Annotated in this window: 20 protein-coding genes; all 20 read right to left on the minus strand. The window is 35.1% G+C overall.

Annotated elements, in window-relative coordinates:
* Window positions 1–101: 101 nt before the first annotated feature.
* Window positions 102–584, minus strand: a complete 483-nt coding sequence (locus ACH8E3_RS14420) for a hypothetical protein (protein WP_458633344.1) — start codon at window positions 582–584, stop codon at window positions 102–104.
* A gap of 112 nt (window positions 585–696) precedes the next feature.
* Entirely contained in the window at window positions 697–1,173 is a 477-nt protein-coding gene (locus tag ACH8E3_RS14425; RefSeq protein WP_458633345.1) for a GNAT family N-acetyltransferase, read from the minus strand.
* Between the two features lie 80 nt (window positions 1,174–1,253).
* Window positions 1,254–1,982 carry a suppressor of fused domain protein gene (locus ACH8E3_RS14430; RefSeq protein WP_458633346.1) on the minus strand — a complete coding sequence of 243 codons (729 nt, stop codon included), beginning with the start codon at window positions 1,980–1,982 and terminating at the stop codon, window positions 1,254–1,256.
* Window positions 1,983–2,157: 175 nt separating this feature from the next.
* On the minus strand, window positions 2,158–2,658 hold the full coding sequence (locus ACH8E3_RS14435; RefSeq protein ID WP_458633347.1) for a MepB family protein: 501 nt from the start codon (window positions 2,656–2,658) through the stop codon (window positions 2,158–2,160).
* A 318-nt stretch (window positions 2,659–2,976) separates the two neighbouring features.
* Window positions 2,977–3,285 (minus strand): antibiotic biosynthesis monooxygenase family protein, encoded by a 309-nt coding sequence (locus ACH8E3_RS14440; RefSeq protein ID WP_458633348.1) that lies wholly within the window; start codon window positions 3,283–3,285, stop codon window positions 2,977–2,979.
* Window positions 3,286–3,564: 279 nt separating this feature from the next.
* Window positions 3,565–4,176, minus strand: a complete 612-nt coding sequence (locus tag ACH8E3_RS14445; RefSeq protein ID WP_458633349.1) for a hypothetical protein — start codon at window positions 4,174–4,176, stop codon at window positions 3,565–3,567.
* A gap of 393 nt (window positions 4,177–4,569) precedes the next feature.
* The gene (locus ACH8E3_RS14450) at window positions 4,570–4,890 is read right to left on the minus strand and encodes a GRAM domain-containing protein (RefSeq protein WP_458633350.1); all 321 of its coding nucleotides are present in this window, start codon (window positions 4,888–4,890) and stop codon (window positions 4,570–4,572) included.
* Between the two features lie 81 nt (window positions 4,891–4,971).
* A complete protein-coding gene (locus ACH8E3_RS14455) occupies window positions 4,972–5,412 on the minus strand; it encodes a VanZ family protein (RefSeq protein ID WP_458633351.1) in 441 nt (146 codons plus the stop codon).
* 237 nt (window positions 5,413–5,649) lie between these two features.
* Window positions 5,650–5,961 (minus strand): hypothetical protein, encoded by a 312-nt coding sequence (locus ACH8E3_RS14460; protein ID WP_458633352.1) that lies wholly within the window; start codon window positions 5,959–5,961, stop codon window positions 5,650–5,652.
* Window positions 5,962–6,226: 265 nt separating this feature from the next.
* Window positions 6,227–6,496 carry a hypothetical protein gene (locus ACH8E3_RS14465; protein ID WP_458633353.1) on the minus strand — a complete coding sequence of 90 codons (270 nt, stop codon included), beginning with the start codon at window positions 6,494–6,496 and terminating at the stop codon, window positions 6,227–6,229.
* 83 nt (window positions 6,497–6,579) lie between these two features.
* Window positions 6,580–6,858 carry a hypothetical protein gene (locus ACH8E3_RS14470; protein WP_458633354.1) on the minus strand — a complete coding sequence of 93 codons (279 nt, stop codon included), beginning with the start codon at window positions 6,856–6,858 and terminating at the stop codon, window positions 6,580–6,582.
* A gap of 660 nt (window positions 6,859–7,518) precedes the next feature.
* Window positions 7,519–7,929, minus strand: a complete 411-nt coding sequence (locus ACH8E3_RS14475; RefSeq protein WP_458633355.1) for a hypothetical protein — start codon at window positions 7,927–7,929, stop codon at window positions 7,519–7,521.
* Between the two features lie 304 nt (window positions 7,930–8,233).
* Window positions 8,234–8,614: a type II toxin-antitoxin system death-on-curing family toxin gene (locus ACH8E3_RS14480; protein WP_458633356.1), complete on the minus strand. Its 381-nt coding sequence runs from the start codon at window positions 8,612–8,614 to the stop codon at window positions 8,234–8,236.
* A complete protein-coding gene (locus ACH8E3_RS14485; protein ID WP_458633357.1) occupies window positions 8,611–8,784 on the minus strand; it encodes a hypothetical protein in 174 nt (57 codons plus the stop codon). Before ACH8E3_RS14485 ends, ACH8E3_RS14480 begins: the two co-directional genes overlap by 4 nt.
* A 274-nt stretch (window positions 8,785–9,058) precedes the next feature.
* Window positions 9,059–9,910, minus strand: coding sequence for a DUF3825 domain-containing protein (locus tag ACH8E3_RS14490; RefSeq protein ID WP_458633358.1), 852 nt, complete (start codon window positions 9,908–9,910; stop codon window positions 9,059–9,061).
* A gap of 263 nt (window positions 9,911–10,173) precedes the next feature.
* Window positions 10,174–10,623, minus strand: a complete 450-nt coding sequence (locus ACH8E3_RS14495) for a DUF1569 domain-containing protein (RefSeq protein WP_458633359.1) — start codon at window positions 10,621–10,623, stop codon at window positions 10,174–10,176.
* Between the two features lie 205 nt (window positions 10,624–10,828).
* Entirely contained in the window at window positions 10,829–11,665 is an 837-nt protein-coding gene (locus tag ACH8E3_RS14500; protein ID WP_458633360.1) for an abortive infection family protein, read from the minus strand.
* Window positions 11,666–12,283: 618 nt separating this feature from the next.
* The gene (locus tag ACH8E3_RS14505; protein ID WP_458633365.1) at window positions 12,284–13,273 is read right to left on the minus strand and encodes a DUF2971 domain-containing protein; all 990 of its coding nucleotides are present in this window, start codon (window positions 13,271–13,273) and stop codon (window positions 12,284–12,286) included.
* A 454-nt stretch (window positions 13,274–13,727) separates the two neighbouring features.
* Window positions 13,728–14,459, minus strand: coding sequence for a DUF695 domain-containing protein (locus tag ACH8E3_RS14510; protein WP_458633361.1), 732 nt, complete (start codon window positions 14,457–14,459; stop codon window positions 13,728–13,730).
* A 210-nt stretch (window positions 14,460–14,669) separates the two neighbouring features.
* Window positions 14,670–15,233, minus strand: coding sequence for a hypothetical protein (locus ACH8E3_RS14515; protein WP_458633362.1), 564 nt, complete (start codon window positions 15,231–15,233; stop codon window positions 14,670–14,672).
* Window positions 15,234–15,356: the final 123 nt, after the last annotated feature.

Here is a 15,356-nt window from a genome sequence, read left to right on the forward strand (position 1 = left end):
TTGAAAGGTTTTGGTGTTTACTTTTTTCGAGGTTCCTGTATTACTGACGTTTAATCAGCATGAACATCCTGTTATCCGAACTTGCTAAATTCTTAGATCTGCTATCTAGATCCATTCATTATTTCTTCAATGATTTCGATCTTTTCAGCATCCTTCTTATTTCTTGAATTCATTCTATATCCATCTTGCACTGATCTAGTGTAAACCATATGATATTGCTTAAGATTTAATAGCCTATATTTGATGCCCTTGTAATCTCGATGTTCAATTTCATTCATATGAATTGCAGCATATTCTTCTAGATCTTCGATAAAAGAAAATCCTATCTTATGTTGTCCATTACTAAATTCGTGTTCATTCAAATCTATTAATGTGTATCCCTGATCTTCTAGTTCGTTCTTAAATTCTTCCCATCTTTCTTGAATAAATGCTAGAGGAATTAATAAATCAATATCTTTAGGATCAATAGATATTCTTGTTAACACTTCTAATCCGAGTGATCCATAGAGTAATGGGCTTATTCCGAACTTATCATTTAATTCTTTGGCAACAACTAAGAAACTCTTGAATAAGGGTTGAGTCAAATGATCTTCTCCTATGTTATATGATGGGGGTGGAGCATCTTATTTCTATCTGCGTACAACGTTTTGGTACGCTCTTGATTCTCTTGTACTAACAGGTACTTATGTATTCCACTTATAATAGAGGCAATACATTTAAATCCTTACTATATATTTTGGTGAGATCGCCATTTGGCTTGGATGCTGTCTCTATAAAATTCCATCCAAATCTTTCATAGTAATTGTCATGCGTCGTAATTAAGTACAGATTGTTATATCCTAATTTCTTCGCTTCTTCTATTACATGATTCTGTAGTTCTCTCGCTATGCCTTTACTTCTCTCATCTTCAGCAACATATAAGCATGCCAACCAAGGATAAAGATCCTGTCTACAAGATAGATCATTCATCCAAAAGGATACTGTCCCTACCGCCTTTTGTCCTTCTAGAGCTACAAATGTCATGGGCACACGGTCTGTCTGAGAATTATGTAATACGGCATATCTAACATATTCGATTGGCTTATCACTGGCCCATTGTTTCCAAAGCCACTGACATACCGTTTCATAATATTCCATCTGATCTGCAAGATTAACCATTTGAATGCCCATCATTATCCTCCCTATACGAGTAAAAAGATAATTCACCTTTGTAAAGGAAATCCATCTTTTCATATTTTCTTATGTTCTATTGTTCAAAAGATCCAAAAGGAATTCTTACAAACACTCTTCCTTTTTAGATCCACTAGCTCATTCACTCCGGACTGTTCTAACTTTTCAGCGAGAGCGTCAGCTCCCTTTTTCAATTTAAAATCCATCTCTTTCGTATATATCGGAATTAGACTAAAGAAATGTATGCTCTTGTCGTTAGATATCTCTAAAGTAAAGAAATCATTGACGTTATCCACTGTTGCAGGAATACCAAGGATCATTCCAGACAACGCTGTGTTCGTAGCGAACGGTTCTGCCGGATCACCATTGGGTATCGTATGTGCGTGATATAACCATGTTCCATACTCATGTGGAAATCTCGCTAATTTCTTCAACCAAAGTATTGGCCAATAATTCTCATCTTGCTTCAGTGCTTCATCAGACATCTTCCAGTCACTAGGAAGACAGATGACCAGTTCAGCAAATTTGAAGTTCTCTGCTCCCTCTGGAACGGTCATCGGTAAATTACTCATTCCACAGGTAACTAATGTATAATAGTTCTTTTCTTTCGTTGGTTTCACTATAATGATATCTACATGCACCAGATCAGATAAAATCTCATGATATACACCATCAATTTTCCCTATGTATTGCTCCACATGATCTGAAATAACCTTGATAGCCTCATCGACTTCAGAGGCGACAGTGAAATCTTCCTTTCTTTCCTCATAACGAAAAATAGCTTCTCCTGATGGAGCTAGTTCCTTATTCATAGTTCCTCCTATTAATATTTATTTTCTCATCACCTCTACTTTCATTCGCCCTCCATAACCTAAAATCCTCCAAAAAAATACAAGAATAAACAATATTTAGAGACAAAAAGAACGGGCTTTTATTCCCACTCAGATATGCTCCAATAAAGTTCAACTTCCCAACTAGGAATTCTCCTTATTGAAAATACTTATCAAACTCTTGTAAAGAAGATGGATGATTTAGGTTAATAAAATATGGTGATTGCCAACTTTGTGTTGCTATAGCTTGTTTACTGCTAAGTGTATCCCAGCTAGGATAAACTCTTAGAGCCATTTTCCCTTTTGAAGTATCTGTTTTAAGAATATTATGTTTAAGCAATATTTCTTTGGGGAAAATGAATTGCCCAACGTCATGATTACTTCCAAAGGTATTAACAACTAGTAAATCAGTAGTGTTTTCATATGAATATGCTTGATTATTGTTGTCACTGTCTTTTTCCCAACAGGCGATAAATTGCCCTTTCTTCTTAGGTGTTATTCTTGCGACCCTAAATCTAACCGTTTTCGAATTTATTCGAAATATGCCTGCTCCATATTTTTCATTTTGAATTTCTTCTTGGATATTCTCGATCTTTAAGTTACTTGGCTTATAAAAATTCTCATTTACATAAGTTAATGCCTTATAAAATTCATTCATTCGTGCACTTCCTTTTCTACACTTGCCAAGAATTTTACACATTTAATTTCTCGGATTTCACTAGTGAATACTCAGTATCATCAGTAGATATCGCAAAATGCTTATTTTGTGCTTGGGGTTACATATAATGTATAGAAGTTCATGACGGGAACTCACCTTCTATTTGCTCATAATTTCAATAGGTAGGTTTCTGTGATGGTAAGTTCGCTTCTTCTGATTGCTTCTCTTCCAACCAAGGATGAATGTCCGATGCGTGAAAGTTGGTTATCCGAAGTTAGTGCTCTTTTTGAATCACTTACCTATTGTCCTTCATTGACATTATAGTTCACGGTTTATAGCCCTTAATTCTTCAAAATGTTCAACACTAGGAAATGGATCATAAAAGTGGTGTAATAATTTTCTCCATTCCTGATATTGTTCCGATCCTCGAAACCCGATGGTATGATCTTCAAGAGTTTCCCAGCGAACTAATAAAATATATTTATTCTTATCTTCTATGCACTTCTGCAATTCATGATGGATATACCCTTTCATACTGGAGATAATTCTTGAGGCTTTATTAAAGCTGTGTTCAAAATCGCTTGTTAATCCCGGTTTGACTTGCAATATAGCAACTTCAAGTATCATATTCATTGTCCTTTACGCATTTATATTTTTTGTATGTTTCTAAATATTGCAGGAATTGCAGATAACGTTGTGCATTACCGACGCGCAAGCAGCTTAAGTGACCTAGGGGAATGGGTCGTCACAGTATTTGATGTAATCATACTTCTCTTGAAAATTCTTTACGATACTGTTATTAGACAAATAATCTAACGACCAATTGATATTACCTTTTCCATTCAAGATCGTATGTCGATCACATGAAATTGGTGTTATATGATGACCTCTGCCTCTTCAAATTATTTATTTAAGATTTGTTATACTCTCTGAATCGCCAATAATGACATTTTTCACTATACCATCACTCACAAAATCAATAATATACAAGTTCTCTTTATTTTCCTGATACCAGAACAAATCATCTTTTTTTTCTGTTTCAATATTTTTTCCTTTCTTCTTAATTACATATGTTATTTCATTTGCCCCGTATAATTCACTTAATTTCGCATGATCTCGTCCATAAATATCCAAGACCCTTTCTTCTTTATCGCCCAAACCAACCATTCTATATGTTTTATAACGACTGGTTATGTTATCAGAGGTTGAAAAACTAAACTTTACAGCAACCTGGTTACGATAGAAAACTTTCAACCCACTATATATGTGAGACCCAAACATATCTATTTCTTCAGGATTTCCATATATTTTATTTATTTCTTTTCTATTCATACCTAAATGTAAATAAAGCTCCTTTTCTGAATCAAATATTTTGAGATCATCCATTGTAAATTCATTTGGAACATATTTCGGTTTAAATGTGTCATTATTTATTGTTGCATTACTCACGAATATAGTAACTATTATCACAAATATAGTACCCATAATTTTAGCATTCAACTGCATTATATTTCCCATTTTCCCACTCCTCTTTTAGACGGTTAGGCATTGTTGGTAAGGATATAAATGTTGCTTCGAGTCTTCTTCCAGTAATTATGTTCCTATGTCACTTCATTCCCCATTGATTTCCACCTAAAGATTGATACACATAATATTTTACGCTTTCGCTATTTTTTTGTTTGTTGGTCTTAATTAATTTTATTTTAAGGGTTTATTTAACTACAATTACAGATGTTATGGATACCGTTTCCTCATTACCGACGTTCAAGCAGCTTAAGGAACGAGTCGTCAGACTTAGCTGGTTGAATGTATCGTCTTGACCATCTTACTAGGCGATCAAGGGCCGACGCGCGTAGTAGGAATGTGTTGTTATCTGTTTTACCAACTTCATTGATTTATCTTAAATACATCTCAATCATTCAATTTGTTTTTAGTGTTCATTATAAGATCTATTAACTTCGTTCTACTACCAACAACAAACCTATATTCTTGTCCGTTATCTAAAATTACTTTCATTCCGTTGGGAACTAATAATAAAGTATTTGTCTTTTTAATATTTTTGATTTCTTTAATATTTATTTCAAGTGGTTTTGTCTGAACATTGATACGATGAGGCTTAAATATTAACCTTTCATTGGTAATATGTAATCTACCACCCACCGCTTCAATTCCTCTGAATAAGTTGGCTGCTACTTTTTCCTTAATATAAAATTCTGCTGGCCTTAGCTCCATTATTAATAACCCCCATAATATCTTTGGAATTTCCCTGATTTTTGAATTTAAGAAGCCCCACAGACTTATGCGACCATATTGTTAGGCGATGCCACCCATTCGTGAGTTGACTATCATTAATAGTTTATAGATTCCATATCCAATTATAAACCCAATAGAATTTAATATAAAATCATCGATATCAAAACTTCCTCTTCTCGACAAAAGCTGCAATGACTCCAAAATAAACAATCCCATAAAAAACATTAAAAAGGACCTTTTCAATTTCCCTCCAAAGATTATTGGAAGCAAGATTCCAAAGGGTAAGAACGCACCAATATTTCCAAATAAATTAATAACCCAGACATCCGTAGTAAATCTATCAATATGTAGAAAATGTTTGATTGTTTGGAAAGGTTTTAGATTATACCTAAAATCAGAGTTAGTATGTCTTCTTCCAAACCCTAAGATCATCCAATATGTTAATAATGTCGTATAACTAATTAAACTAATCATTGAAAGCTTTTGTATAATATTCTTCATTGGAACACCTCTTATAATTAGTGCTGGTGGATTTAGCTAACGTTTGGCATTCCTGACGTTCAAGTAGCTTAAGTGACCAGAGGGAACGGGTCGTCAGACTTAGCTGGTCGAATGTATCGCCTGAATAATCCTCTTGGAATTCCCCTTAAGTGATCAATGACGTATGCCTGCAGTAGGAATCCTGTATTATCTGAAGTGCCATGCTCCCTAAAATACAATCATTTTTCAAAATCACTTTTACAAATTAATAAATGTTTTTAATATTCCTATTGCCTTGATTTTGGTTTCTCTTCCTTCACGATCTTCATAATAATCTTCATAGATTGAATAAATTCCTATGTGTTGAATATGCCTTGATTTCCATTTTAATTCTATCACGTTATTATTATCACTTTTTCTACATTTCCATTCCTGTTCATCATTGGAACAATTAATTTCGTGTTCTCTTTCTAACCATTTAGAGTAATCTAATTCACGTGGGTTTGTAAGTACTAAACTAAAAATAATGATTATAAAAGTTCCTAAAATGATTGTTTTTTTTCGCTTCATGTACCCTCCGATTATTTATTATCTATGCCATTTCAGATAACGTTTCCGCATTTCTGACGTCCGAACGGCTTAAGGACCAAAGGTCCGGGTAGCTCTGCCACTTAGCCGGTTGAATGTATCGCCTGATTCCACTTCTCTGAAATCCATCTAGGCCACCTAGGAGCGTTAGTGACGAAACAGAAATGTAATGTTATCGGATGTTAATGCCTTCTTCGAATCAACTATCGTGTCCCGTTAGTTTAACTTTCACTTGAATTACACTGCTTTAGTTATACACTCTTTTGACATCTTTATTAAACCAATGGACATAACCACAACGGTGACAAGTCAATATATTTGCTGACCGATTGGCAAAATCCAGGTTTAATAGACTTAAAAAAGCTGTATTTAATTGTGCATATCCGTGTTCCAATTTATCATATTGACAATGAACACAGGAGATATTTATTCCAATCGCCTGATATTGACCTGCTCCCATCCATTCTTTAATTTTCTTGGCAAATATCTTAAAGAACCTTTTCGGCCCATTTGACATAACTTTAATCCTCCAGTAGTTGAATAAATAAAGAACAGCGACGTTGTAAACTGCTCCACTATCTTACTTCGTTAGTAGTATCATTATTTTTCTTGAAAAGACATTTCTGATCCTGTCACATGATAACCATCCTTGTCATGCGTAATAACCCTTATGTAGTTACTATTTGCATCAATCACCCAAACAGTATCTTTGTCAATTTGTATTGTTGAAATTTGTTCAGGGTGTGATTGAACAGGAATACCTTGAACATTAACTGACTGTAGATTATTAAGTGAAGTTGTAAGATTGTTTATTGTCCAAAAAGTTAGCATTGTAATCCAAATCATTATAACCAGAGCAAAAGTATTATTTCGTGACATATAAGTCACCCCTTCTAGTAACTATTTTTATCAATTTTAATTTAAGCAACCGTTCCACAAATTTGGTATTATCGTATTAAACGTATTTCTGATAAAAAAGTTACGGGGCATTGGTTACGCAATACTGCCCGTTAGTTCAAAAGTGATTTTGCATTGATTTCCGATAACGTTCTCGTCTTCGCGACGTCTGAACGGCTTAAGGACCGTAGGTCCGGGTGGCTCTGCCACTTAGCCGGTTGGATATATCGCCTGATTCCATTACTCAGAAAATTCCTCTAGGCGACCAAGGAGCGTCAGCGACGAAGCAAAAATGTATTGTTATACGCTGCCCCTTCTTCTTCGATTCTACATCCATAGATGTCTTGCGTGTCTTATGTATTTCACATATCTTTATATGTGTTGTATCTTTTGATACTAGCAAATCCATTTCCGTATAGGAAAGGTATCCCTTCTACTATTCCATGTGTCTTGGTTCTCAACTACTTCTTCGTAAATGCATCCTTATTCATTTCTTTCATAGTTAATAATTTCGAAGGGGTTACGTATAACGGAACGCGAACCAACGAAGTTAACTTCTCCGATTGGAGGGACCTTTGTACGTTTCTTCACAAATAGCCGTGACCATTGGCAAAGTTAAGTGACGGATGGTGTACTTTAACTTCACTTCAAAATATTTTTGTAGTTACTTGGTTCTTCTGATGCTTCATAAATCATCTTATTTATTATCAACCTCCCTTGTATAAATTCAATTTTATACCTTTGAAGATTTTGATCCGTAGCCTTTAATTCGACCATATACTTAGGAACTTCGATCTCCATTTCCTGATTACTTTTTATCTTAACTTCAGATTTATAGTGGCCAATTACAGGAAGACCACTCCCATACAACATGAACAGACAGTATTTTTTATTGTTTTCTTCAAAAAAATACATACCGGTACCAACAAATTTCTCATCATTCTCCCATTCACGATTTTCAATGGACACCCATATATCAGATTCGTATTTGATCAGATTATTTATACCAATAAGTATAAATATAGCCGAAATTATAGTTAAGATAAGTATCAATCATTTTTTCATACCTTTGCCATCTCCTTTATATAATTCATTCTCTCAGTATTATTAGTTATTAGTCTTTCGTTTGATTTCATAGTTTAATATTTTCTATGGGGTTGCGTATAACGTTCGCGCATTACCGACGTTCAAACAGCTTAAGGACCATAGGGAACGGGTCGTTAGACTTAGCTGGTTGAATGCCTTCTCTTGGCGATCAAGGGCGAATGCCCGCAGTAGGAATGTGGTGTTAAATGAAGTGACGGTCTTCATTGAATTCACAAATCTCATCATTACATAAAGAAAACATCAAGCCTCACTACACTTGATGTTCAATAATCCATTGTTCTATGTCCTCTTCGTTATATATTCCTTCAGCGCTCCTTAGTCCTAAATCAACTAGCTCAGATTGTTCGTAACGAACTTCAATATTATTTAAGCGCAACAATAATAATAATAAAGTTGCTACACCTATCCGCTTATTTCCATCAATAAATCCATGATTCTTTATTAGTGCATATCCCGTTACTGCAATTTTTCTATATAAACCTTCGTATAGATCACGGCCATCAAAGGTTGCCTCTGATTTATTTAATGCACTTTCAAGTAATCCTCTATCTCTGACTCCATCAGCACCACCAGTTGATTTTACGATCTTGCCATGAAAAATAACAAGCTGCTCACTGGTTATATTCTTCACTCGGCTAATTCCTTTAATGCCTTATGATTTTCAATAATAATGCCATCCATTAATGATTCTATTTCATTGTTAGTACGGCTTTTTAAAAACTCAACAAAATCAATAACTTCCATTTTCTTCTCATCTGGTAACCTCATGAAGTCCTGAATAAGCTTTTCCTCGATACTCATAAGATGACACCTCCTGATTCTTCTTTTACCCTATATTATACACCAAACATATAAAAGAATTAACACTTGCTCCCTTCTTTTGTCGGCATTTCATTTAACGTTATATATTCCCGACGTTCAACCGGCTTAAGTGACCAAAGGGAACGGGTCGTCAGACTTAGCCGGTTGAATGTGTCGCCTGAGCCCACTCCCCTGCCAAAACATCGTGCGACCGAGGGCGTAGTCCGAAGTGGGAATATTGTGTTAGCAGATGTTAACGACTTCTTGAGTATCCTTATGGGTTTAACCAATCTCTGTCTGGAGCGGTTATTAGTCTAGCATCTATATAGGCCATATCCATTGTTAGAATTGTTTTGGCTCTATATATTTTTCTTTCCTTGTCTTTAGAAATAACAAGAGCTATATCTGCCCTTGTATCACTTAATAGATTTAGAGGTAACAATAATTGAATTTCTCCCTCATACCAATGTGGAATGGCTACTTTGTAATTTCGACGAATTCTATCTTTTAAAGATTCTATTGCTCCCTTTAAGGCAGTTAGTGCAAGCCTGTCATTGCTTTTTAATGCATCGGGAAGGCGCTCCGAGTTTTCATCAATTATATGTTTATAATTCACTTCAATTTGCCCGTCTCCATAATTAAGATCAAATATTAATTCTGTTGGATCTGAAATATAAGTAGCAATATCAGGTAATGGTCCGAATGGTTTTAATTTATTTGAGTATGATTCAGCGAATGTATAGAACGTCCAATCAGCGGCATTATATTTTTTTGCTTCTTTATTTCTAAAAAAAGTAGCGAAAATATCCTGATCATCTCTATTCTGAAGTCCTGTATTAAAACAAGCTTTATCTCCGTCATCTGAAAAGGCAATTAAATTAAGTTCTTGCACTCGAATAAAGGTATAACTTAAATAGTTTGTTAAAATGGGGTATTCTTGGTTATTATAATCTCTTTTCAAATCATCTGAAGAAAAATCCCAATTTTCACTCTTAGCCATTACTGCAAGTTGCTCGAAAGGTTTCTCCCAAGTCTCACCGTTTTTCCCATTGAAGGGAAATGAAGCAAAAACCTCATCAACAGGCTGTTCTTTAAATCTCTTGAATAGCGATTTATATACTTTCATTCTAATTTTCCTTTCATTTTATGATCTCGTTAATTTCATCTAACGTTTCCGTGTTCACGACGTCCATTCACCCTAAGATGCACAAGTCGTGCGACTAGCACGTTCTCGGCCGGCCGCGATGCGGTTGGGGGAATGGATGTGTCCTGGCAATCACTTCTCCCACTTTTCTCCCGGGACTGAGGTAGCTTGTCTTCTGATACGTAAACACATTGTTATCTGATGTCAGTGCATACTTTGAATAGCCTACACTATCATTTTATCTACTAAACGCCGAACTGTTTTAAGTGATGGTCAAGATGTTTATATATGCCCTTGCCCCATTCTTCAGGAGAAAGTTTTCCGAAAAAAGGGTGTGGTTTTTTTGTGCATTTCGCAGGTCCATTACTTTGAAACATAATTATTTTTTTTATCAAAATTTCTTTTTCCGTATCAAATTCTCTTTTATCTACAATCATGATAGTTGAAATCGTAGACATATTTTGTGGAAGTGGTTTATCGTTATAGAACATATGTTTCACAAACTTTCCTATTAGTATCCCTAGCAAACTTCGTGAGGAAGAAAGGTTCCCCAGCGCGATTTCCTGAAACGATGAGCAATGAGCTAACATTTGCGCGACATTCATTTTGCCCCATTTTGGTTGTGAATCAGGACTTAATTGTTTGATACGACCTGTGATTTCACTTAAATAATATTGATCAAAAATGTTATTCATTAGAACGACTCCCTCGCTAAAAAGAGATTTTTATTTCATGCGCTGATTTCCGATAACGTTGCGCATTTCTGACGTCCAAACGGCTTAAGGACCGTAGGTCCGGGTGGCTCTGCCACTTAGCCGGTTGAATGTGTCGCCTGAATGTACCTCTCGGATATCCCTCTTGGCGACCAAGGAGCGTCAGCGACGATGTAGGAATGTTATGTTAGCTGAAGTTATTGTCTTCTTCGAAATACTTACTATTTAAATATGTTTCAAACAGAAAAGCACAGAGTGAACCGCTTAAGTTTACCATTAAAACCGAATGACTTGGTTTTGGAGCAACATATTTTTCGTCCTTACCATGAGAATCGCCATATTTATTTCTAAGTTCAGCCATAGCCGTAACTATACTAGACATTGATCCAGTTATTTGTTTAACAATTCTTTCTCCATCTTTATCTGCGAAAAACTCTAGTTTATTTGCAACTTTCTTATATAATTGCGGTAAATCATCTCTTTCTGTAAAAGAAATATTCAATCTATTTAGCAACCATTTACAAGTACTTTCCAGCATAGATCGTGCAGCTGTGATTGCATCTTCTGGATCAGTGTTATTTTGATTTATAGCTCTATCCCAATCTTTCTTTACATGTTCTAAACTATATGTATCAAAAATAGATTCAGGTCGACTAACCATAATCCCATTAACAGAAATTATCTTCCCATTTAAATAATCAAATCCATCGTTATTCAATAGTTTAATAAGCTGGATGAATTTAATATCATCTCTTATATTGAAATATTCATTATCGTTCTTTACCAAATATGTTTCTATTACCCTGATTAGTTTATTTGCATCATTCTGATCTGACAAAGCTAGACTACTCACGAAAGCGTCTGCAGTAGCTTTTCTCACCCCTGAATATAATGATTTATAATTTGGCTTTTGGAATATACCTTCACTTTCGAATAATTCACATATTTCATTAAAGCTTGAATTTGAGGACAGCATATCAAAAAAAACATCTATAGTACGTTTGCTAACAATAATTTCTGCCATGTTAACCCCCTGATTTATGTTGCAATAATTTCTGCTAACGTTCTTGTATTCACGACGTCCCACCGACTTAAGGCGACGAAGTCGCCGGGCGCGATGCGCTTTGTCGGTGCGGATGTGTCCGGCTGAATCTACTTCCTCGCTACTGAAAATTGCTTCCCCGAATCCACTTCAAACACCTGCCGGACCGATGGCGTATGCCCGATGCGTGAATATGGTGTTAGACGAGGTTCTCTCTCCTTGATTTACTTCCAAATCTCTGATCTTGAACATCCTCATATTCTGTTTATGATCTTCCAATATACAAGAGTAGATTCTCCATTGAAACTTTATTTGTTCTGTCTCCTTATATAGAAATTATAATCCAAGTGTATCTCTCTCTGCACTTAAAATATGCGAAAAGAAAAAGCCGCGATTCAGGAGTAACTTTTAACTCCCGTCTAACTCGCGACTACTTATTTCGAACTTATCCCATTAAAGATGTTCGTATGCCATTGAATATAAACTGAAGCAGCTTGAGAACCGTATTATTAGACTATCGTTCACCGTTAGTGTAATGAACGTAAAATAAAAAACAGGACTAGGGTCTCACGAAAAGCCAAGTATTGTTAAATATTATTGCTAGGTGGTCGGCTCATACAACTTTTTATTTAGCAATACAGGCGATTCTTCAGACAATATCATCTGATATAAAGTGATTTCCTTAGCCATTGAGATTTCAAGAAGTTTTTGAATATTTTCTTCACTTGCCCTTGCTCCTGCATAAATCGCTTTAGGTTTTGGGGTATAAATCATGCGTTTATCATTAGTTGCACCAGGGCCAAATGGAAAAACAAGTCGCCATTCTTGCTCATAAGCCCATTCCGGGGATTTAGTAATAGCCGGGTACAACCCAAACAAATTATTGTATTGTCCAGACGTATTTATAATAGCTTGTTTAATATACTCAGTCGCATCAAACATTTTATCCGTATAGATGCAAGGAAGAATAATCGTACACTGCGGGTTGTTTGGTCCAAGTTCCTTATAGTTATATTCAACGCAAAAACCGGTATGGTTTGCTGAATAGTGACTCCACATAAGATTATTATCTTTCTTCTCACTAAGACACATTACAAGGTAACCCATCTGAAAGGTGGTTCGGAATTTTTGAAACATGTCTTTGATCTGTTCTTTATTAAAATCAGCCATTATTGTTGCAAATTCTTGTTCCCGCCCCACAGTGTTATCATCAAATTGAGCTATGTATTTCGTAAATGCATAGAAAGGCTCAGAGCTATTACGAATTTCAGCAATTTGCTGTTTACTAAATGTAACCCCAGCTTCTTGCAATGTAATAATCATTTTCTCCATATTTCGTTGTAAAAACATATCCTTGCTTAATTTATCGTAATTGATCTTTAATATAGCATCAAAGGGATCGTTGAATTCAATCGGGTAGGATAACCGTTCTTGTTGATTGATTAAGTTCTTAACGCTATATTCCGTAAAACTACGGTAACGAAAAAAAGCGTTGGGCATATGTTGGTGCTTCAAGGTAACGGCCTTATCAATATTCATATCATCGGGATTAACAGGAAATTGCAATTTAATATAGTCTTCTATCCACATCAAATGATCACATCCTTATTGCACTTTGGTATTAGGTAAATAAATTCCATTCTATCATTCAATCAAAAAACTTCCCAGCATTGGACTGCTAGATCTCCGGTTAACTCCAAAATTGAAACCATAAAAAAAATGAACTTAGATTCTTCATCACTTCATTCTTCAATTTGCCAAAACTAATCGGCTCGTTAGTTCAAATACTCAGGTAATGGAATTTACTGCACTTTTATCATTTAATTCACAAATGGTCTTACAGAGAATTTCGTCTAACGTTTCCGTGTTCACGACATCCCACCGACTTAAGCCCGTAGGGCGGCTGCGCTTTCGCAATTAGTCGGTGCGGATGTGTCCCGGCAATCACTTCTTCGATTTATCTTCCGGGACCGAGGGGGGCTCGTCGCCCCCCCCCGATGCGTGAACATATTGTTAGGAGAAGCTTCCTTCTGCTTTGAAATCACTACTTAATTACTTGTGTTTCCCAACCATCATACCTTGCATTAAATTTATTTGCTAAATCAACAAACATATCTGTAAGCTCATTTATTGATTGTGGATCTACTCTATCTACTCGATAAATTTGAAGTGTAATTTCATCTGTAGACTGATGTTCTTGTTCAATATTGAAATTTAGTGATTTTACTTTTTTGATAAAATCTAGTTTGTCAATATCACTTCTAAATTCTATCCAGTGATCTACACGTCTTGATACTTCTAAAGAATCACCAGAAGTACGAAGAGAATCTAATACATTGCTATTTCCCATATGTTGAATTTCATACTCATTGGGATATAAGAAGTTAAAATAAAATCCCCAGGGCTCTTCTTCATTAATAGAAAAAGTTTCAATATCATATCCATGTTCTAAAAATATTGGACCTGTCAGTGAAGACAAATCATAATCTTTGCTAAAATAAAAAAATAAATCTCTTATTCCGTTAGTTGTTACTCGTCCAACATTATATCCAGTACCATTGATTTCATTAATTATTCTATCTTCTAAAGCATTTATTATTTCTGCCTCTAGATCTATAGGAATACCGCTCTCATTTGGATTTTTAATTTCAAATCTCAAAGCTATGGGAAAAGAAAATTGGCTTTGATCTACTTCTTTCCAAATATCCATATCTAAAACAATGGATGCAAAATGCTCTTCTATCTTAGAGAAATAAATATCCCAATGATCTGACATTTTTGATTCTCCTTTAAGGAAATTTCACCTAACGTTCCCGCATTACTGACGTTCAAGCGGCTTAAGGCACATAGTTCCGGGTCGTCAGACTTAGCCGATTGGATGTGTTTCTTGAATCTGATTCAACGATCCCCCTCTTAGCAACCAAGGAGCGTTAGCGATGATGCAGTAAAGTAATGTTAGGTGATTTATGAGCCTTCTTCGATTCTTCTATAATTTTACTTCTAGTTTTTTCGTTATGTTAGTTATTGTTGTAAAGTCAGTCTGATAAAGAGAAACGCTTCTCTTAATCGAAAAATCATTTTCCTTCTTTGGGGTGGGATAACGACCATCCCAAAGAAGGTAGTTCGTTAATCGATTTATTATTTCTTCTTCATTTATTGTTAGATCGATCTGTAAGTATCTTGTAAGTTCTAATAAATTATGACCTAATTTAAACATCTTCTTAATGCTCTCTTGATTATGGGGTTCTCTAGATATAAAAATTCCTTTTAATAAATTCTCAAATGCAAATCCGACTAATAAAAAGTATGATGATGGAAGATTTGTAGAATTTATAATGATACGTAATTCACTAGAATTTTGATCTATTATTTCTTCAAACTCTTGTTGAATCCTTTCTTTTAATATATTCGCAGCACCAAATAAATCATTTGCTTTCAAATGCCAGGAATCTTTATTATAAAAAGTTTCAGAGAAATCAGAGTTCATTGTTGATATTCTTTTATTAATGAAGTCTATGTCCCCTAAAAGTTTTATGTTATTTTCATCCATGTTTTATCCCTCATTCTAACTTTGCTCGTATTTCACCTAACTTTGTTGTATTCACGAACCCGAGAGGCCCCCCTGTGTCACAATAGTTGTCGTACCTCTCAATAGAATATACAGTAGTTAAAA

Source organism: Paenibacillus sp. CMAA1364 (assembly GCF_054373195.1).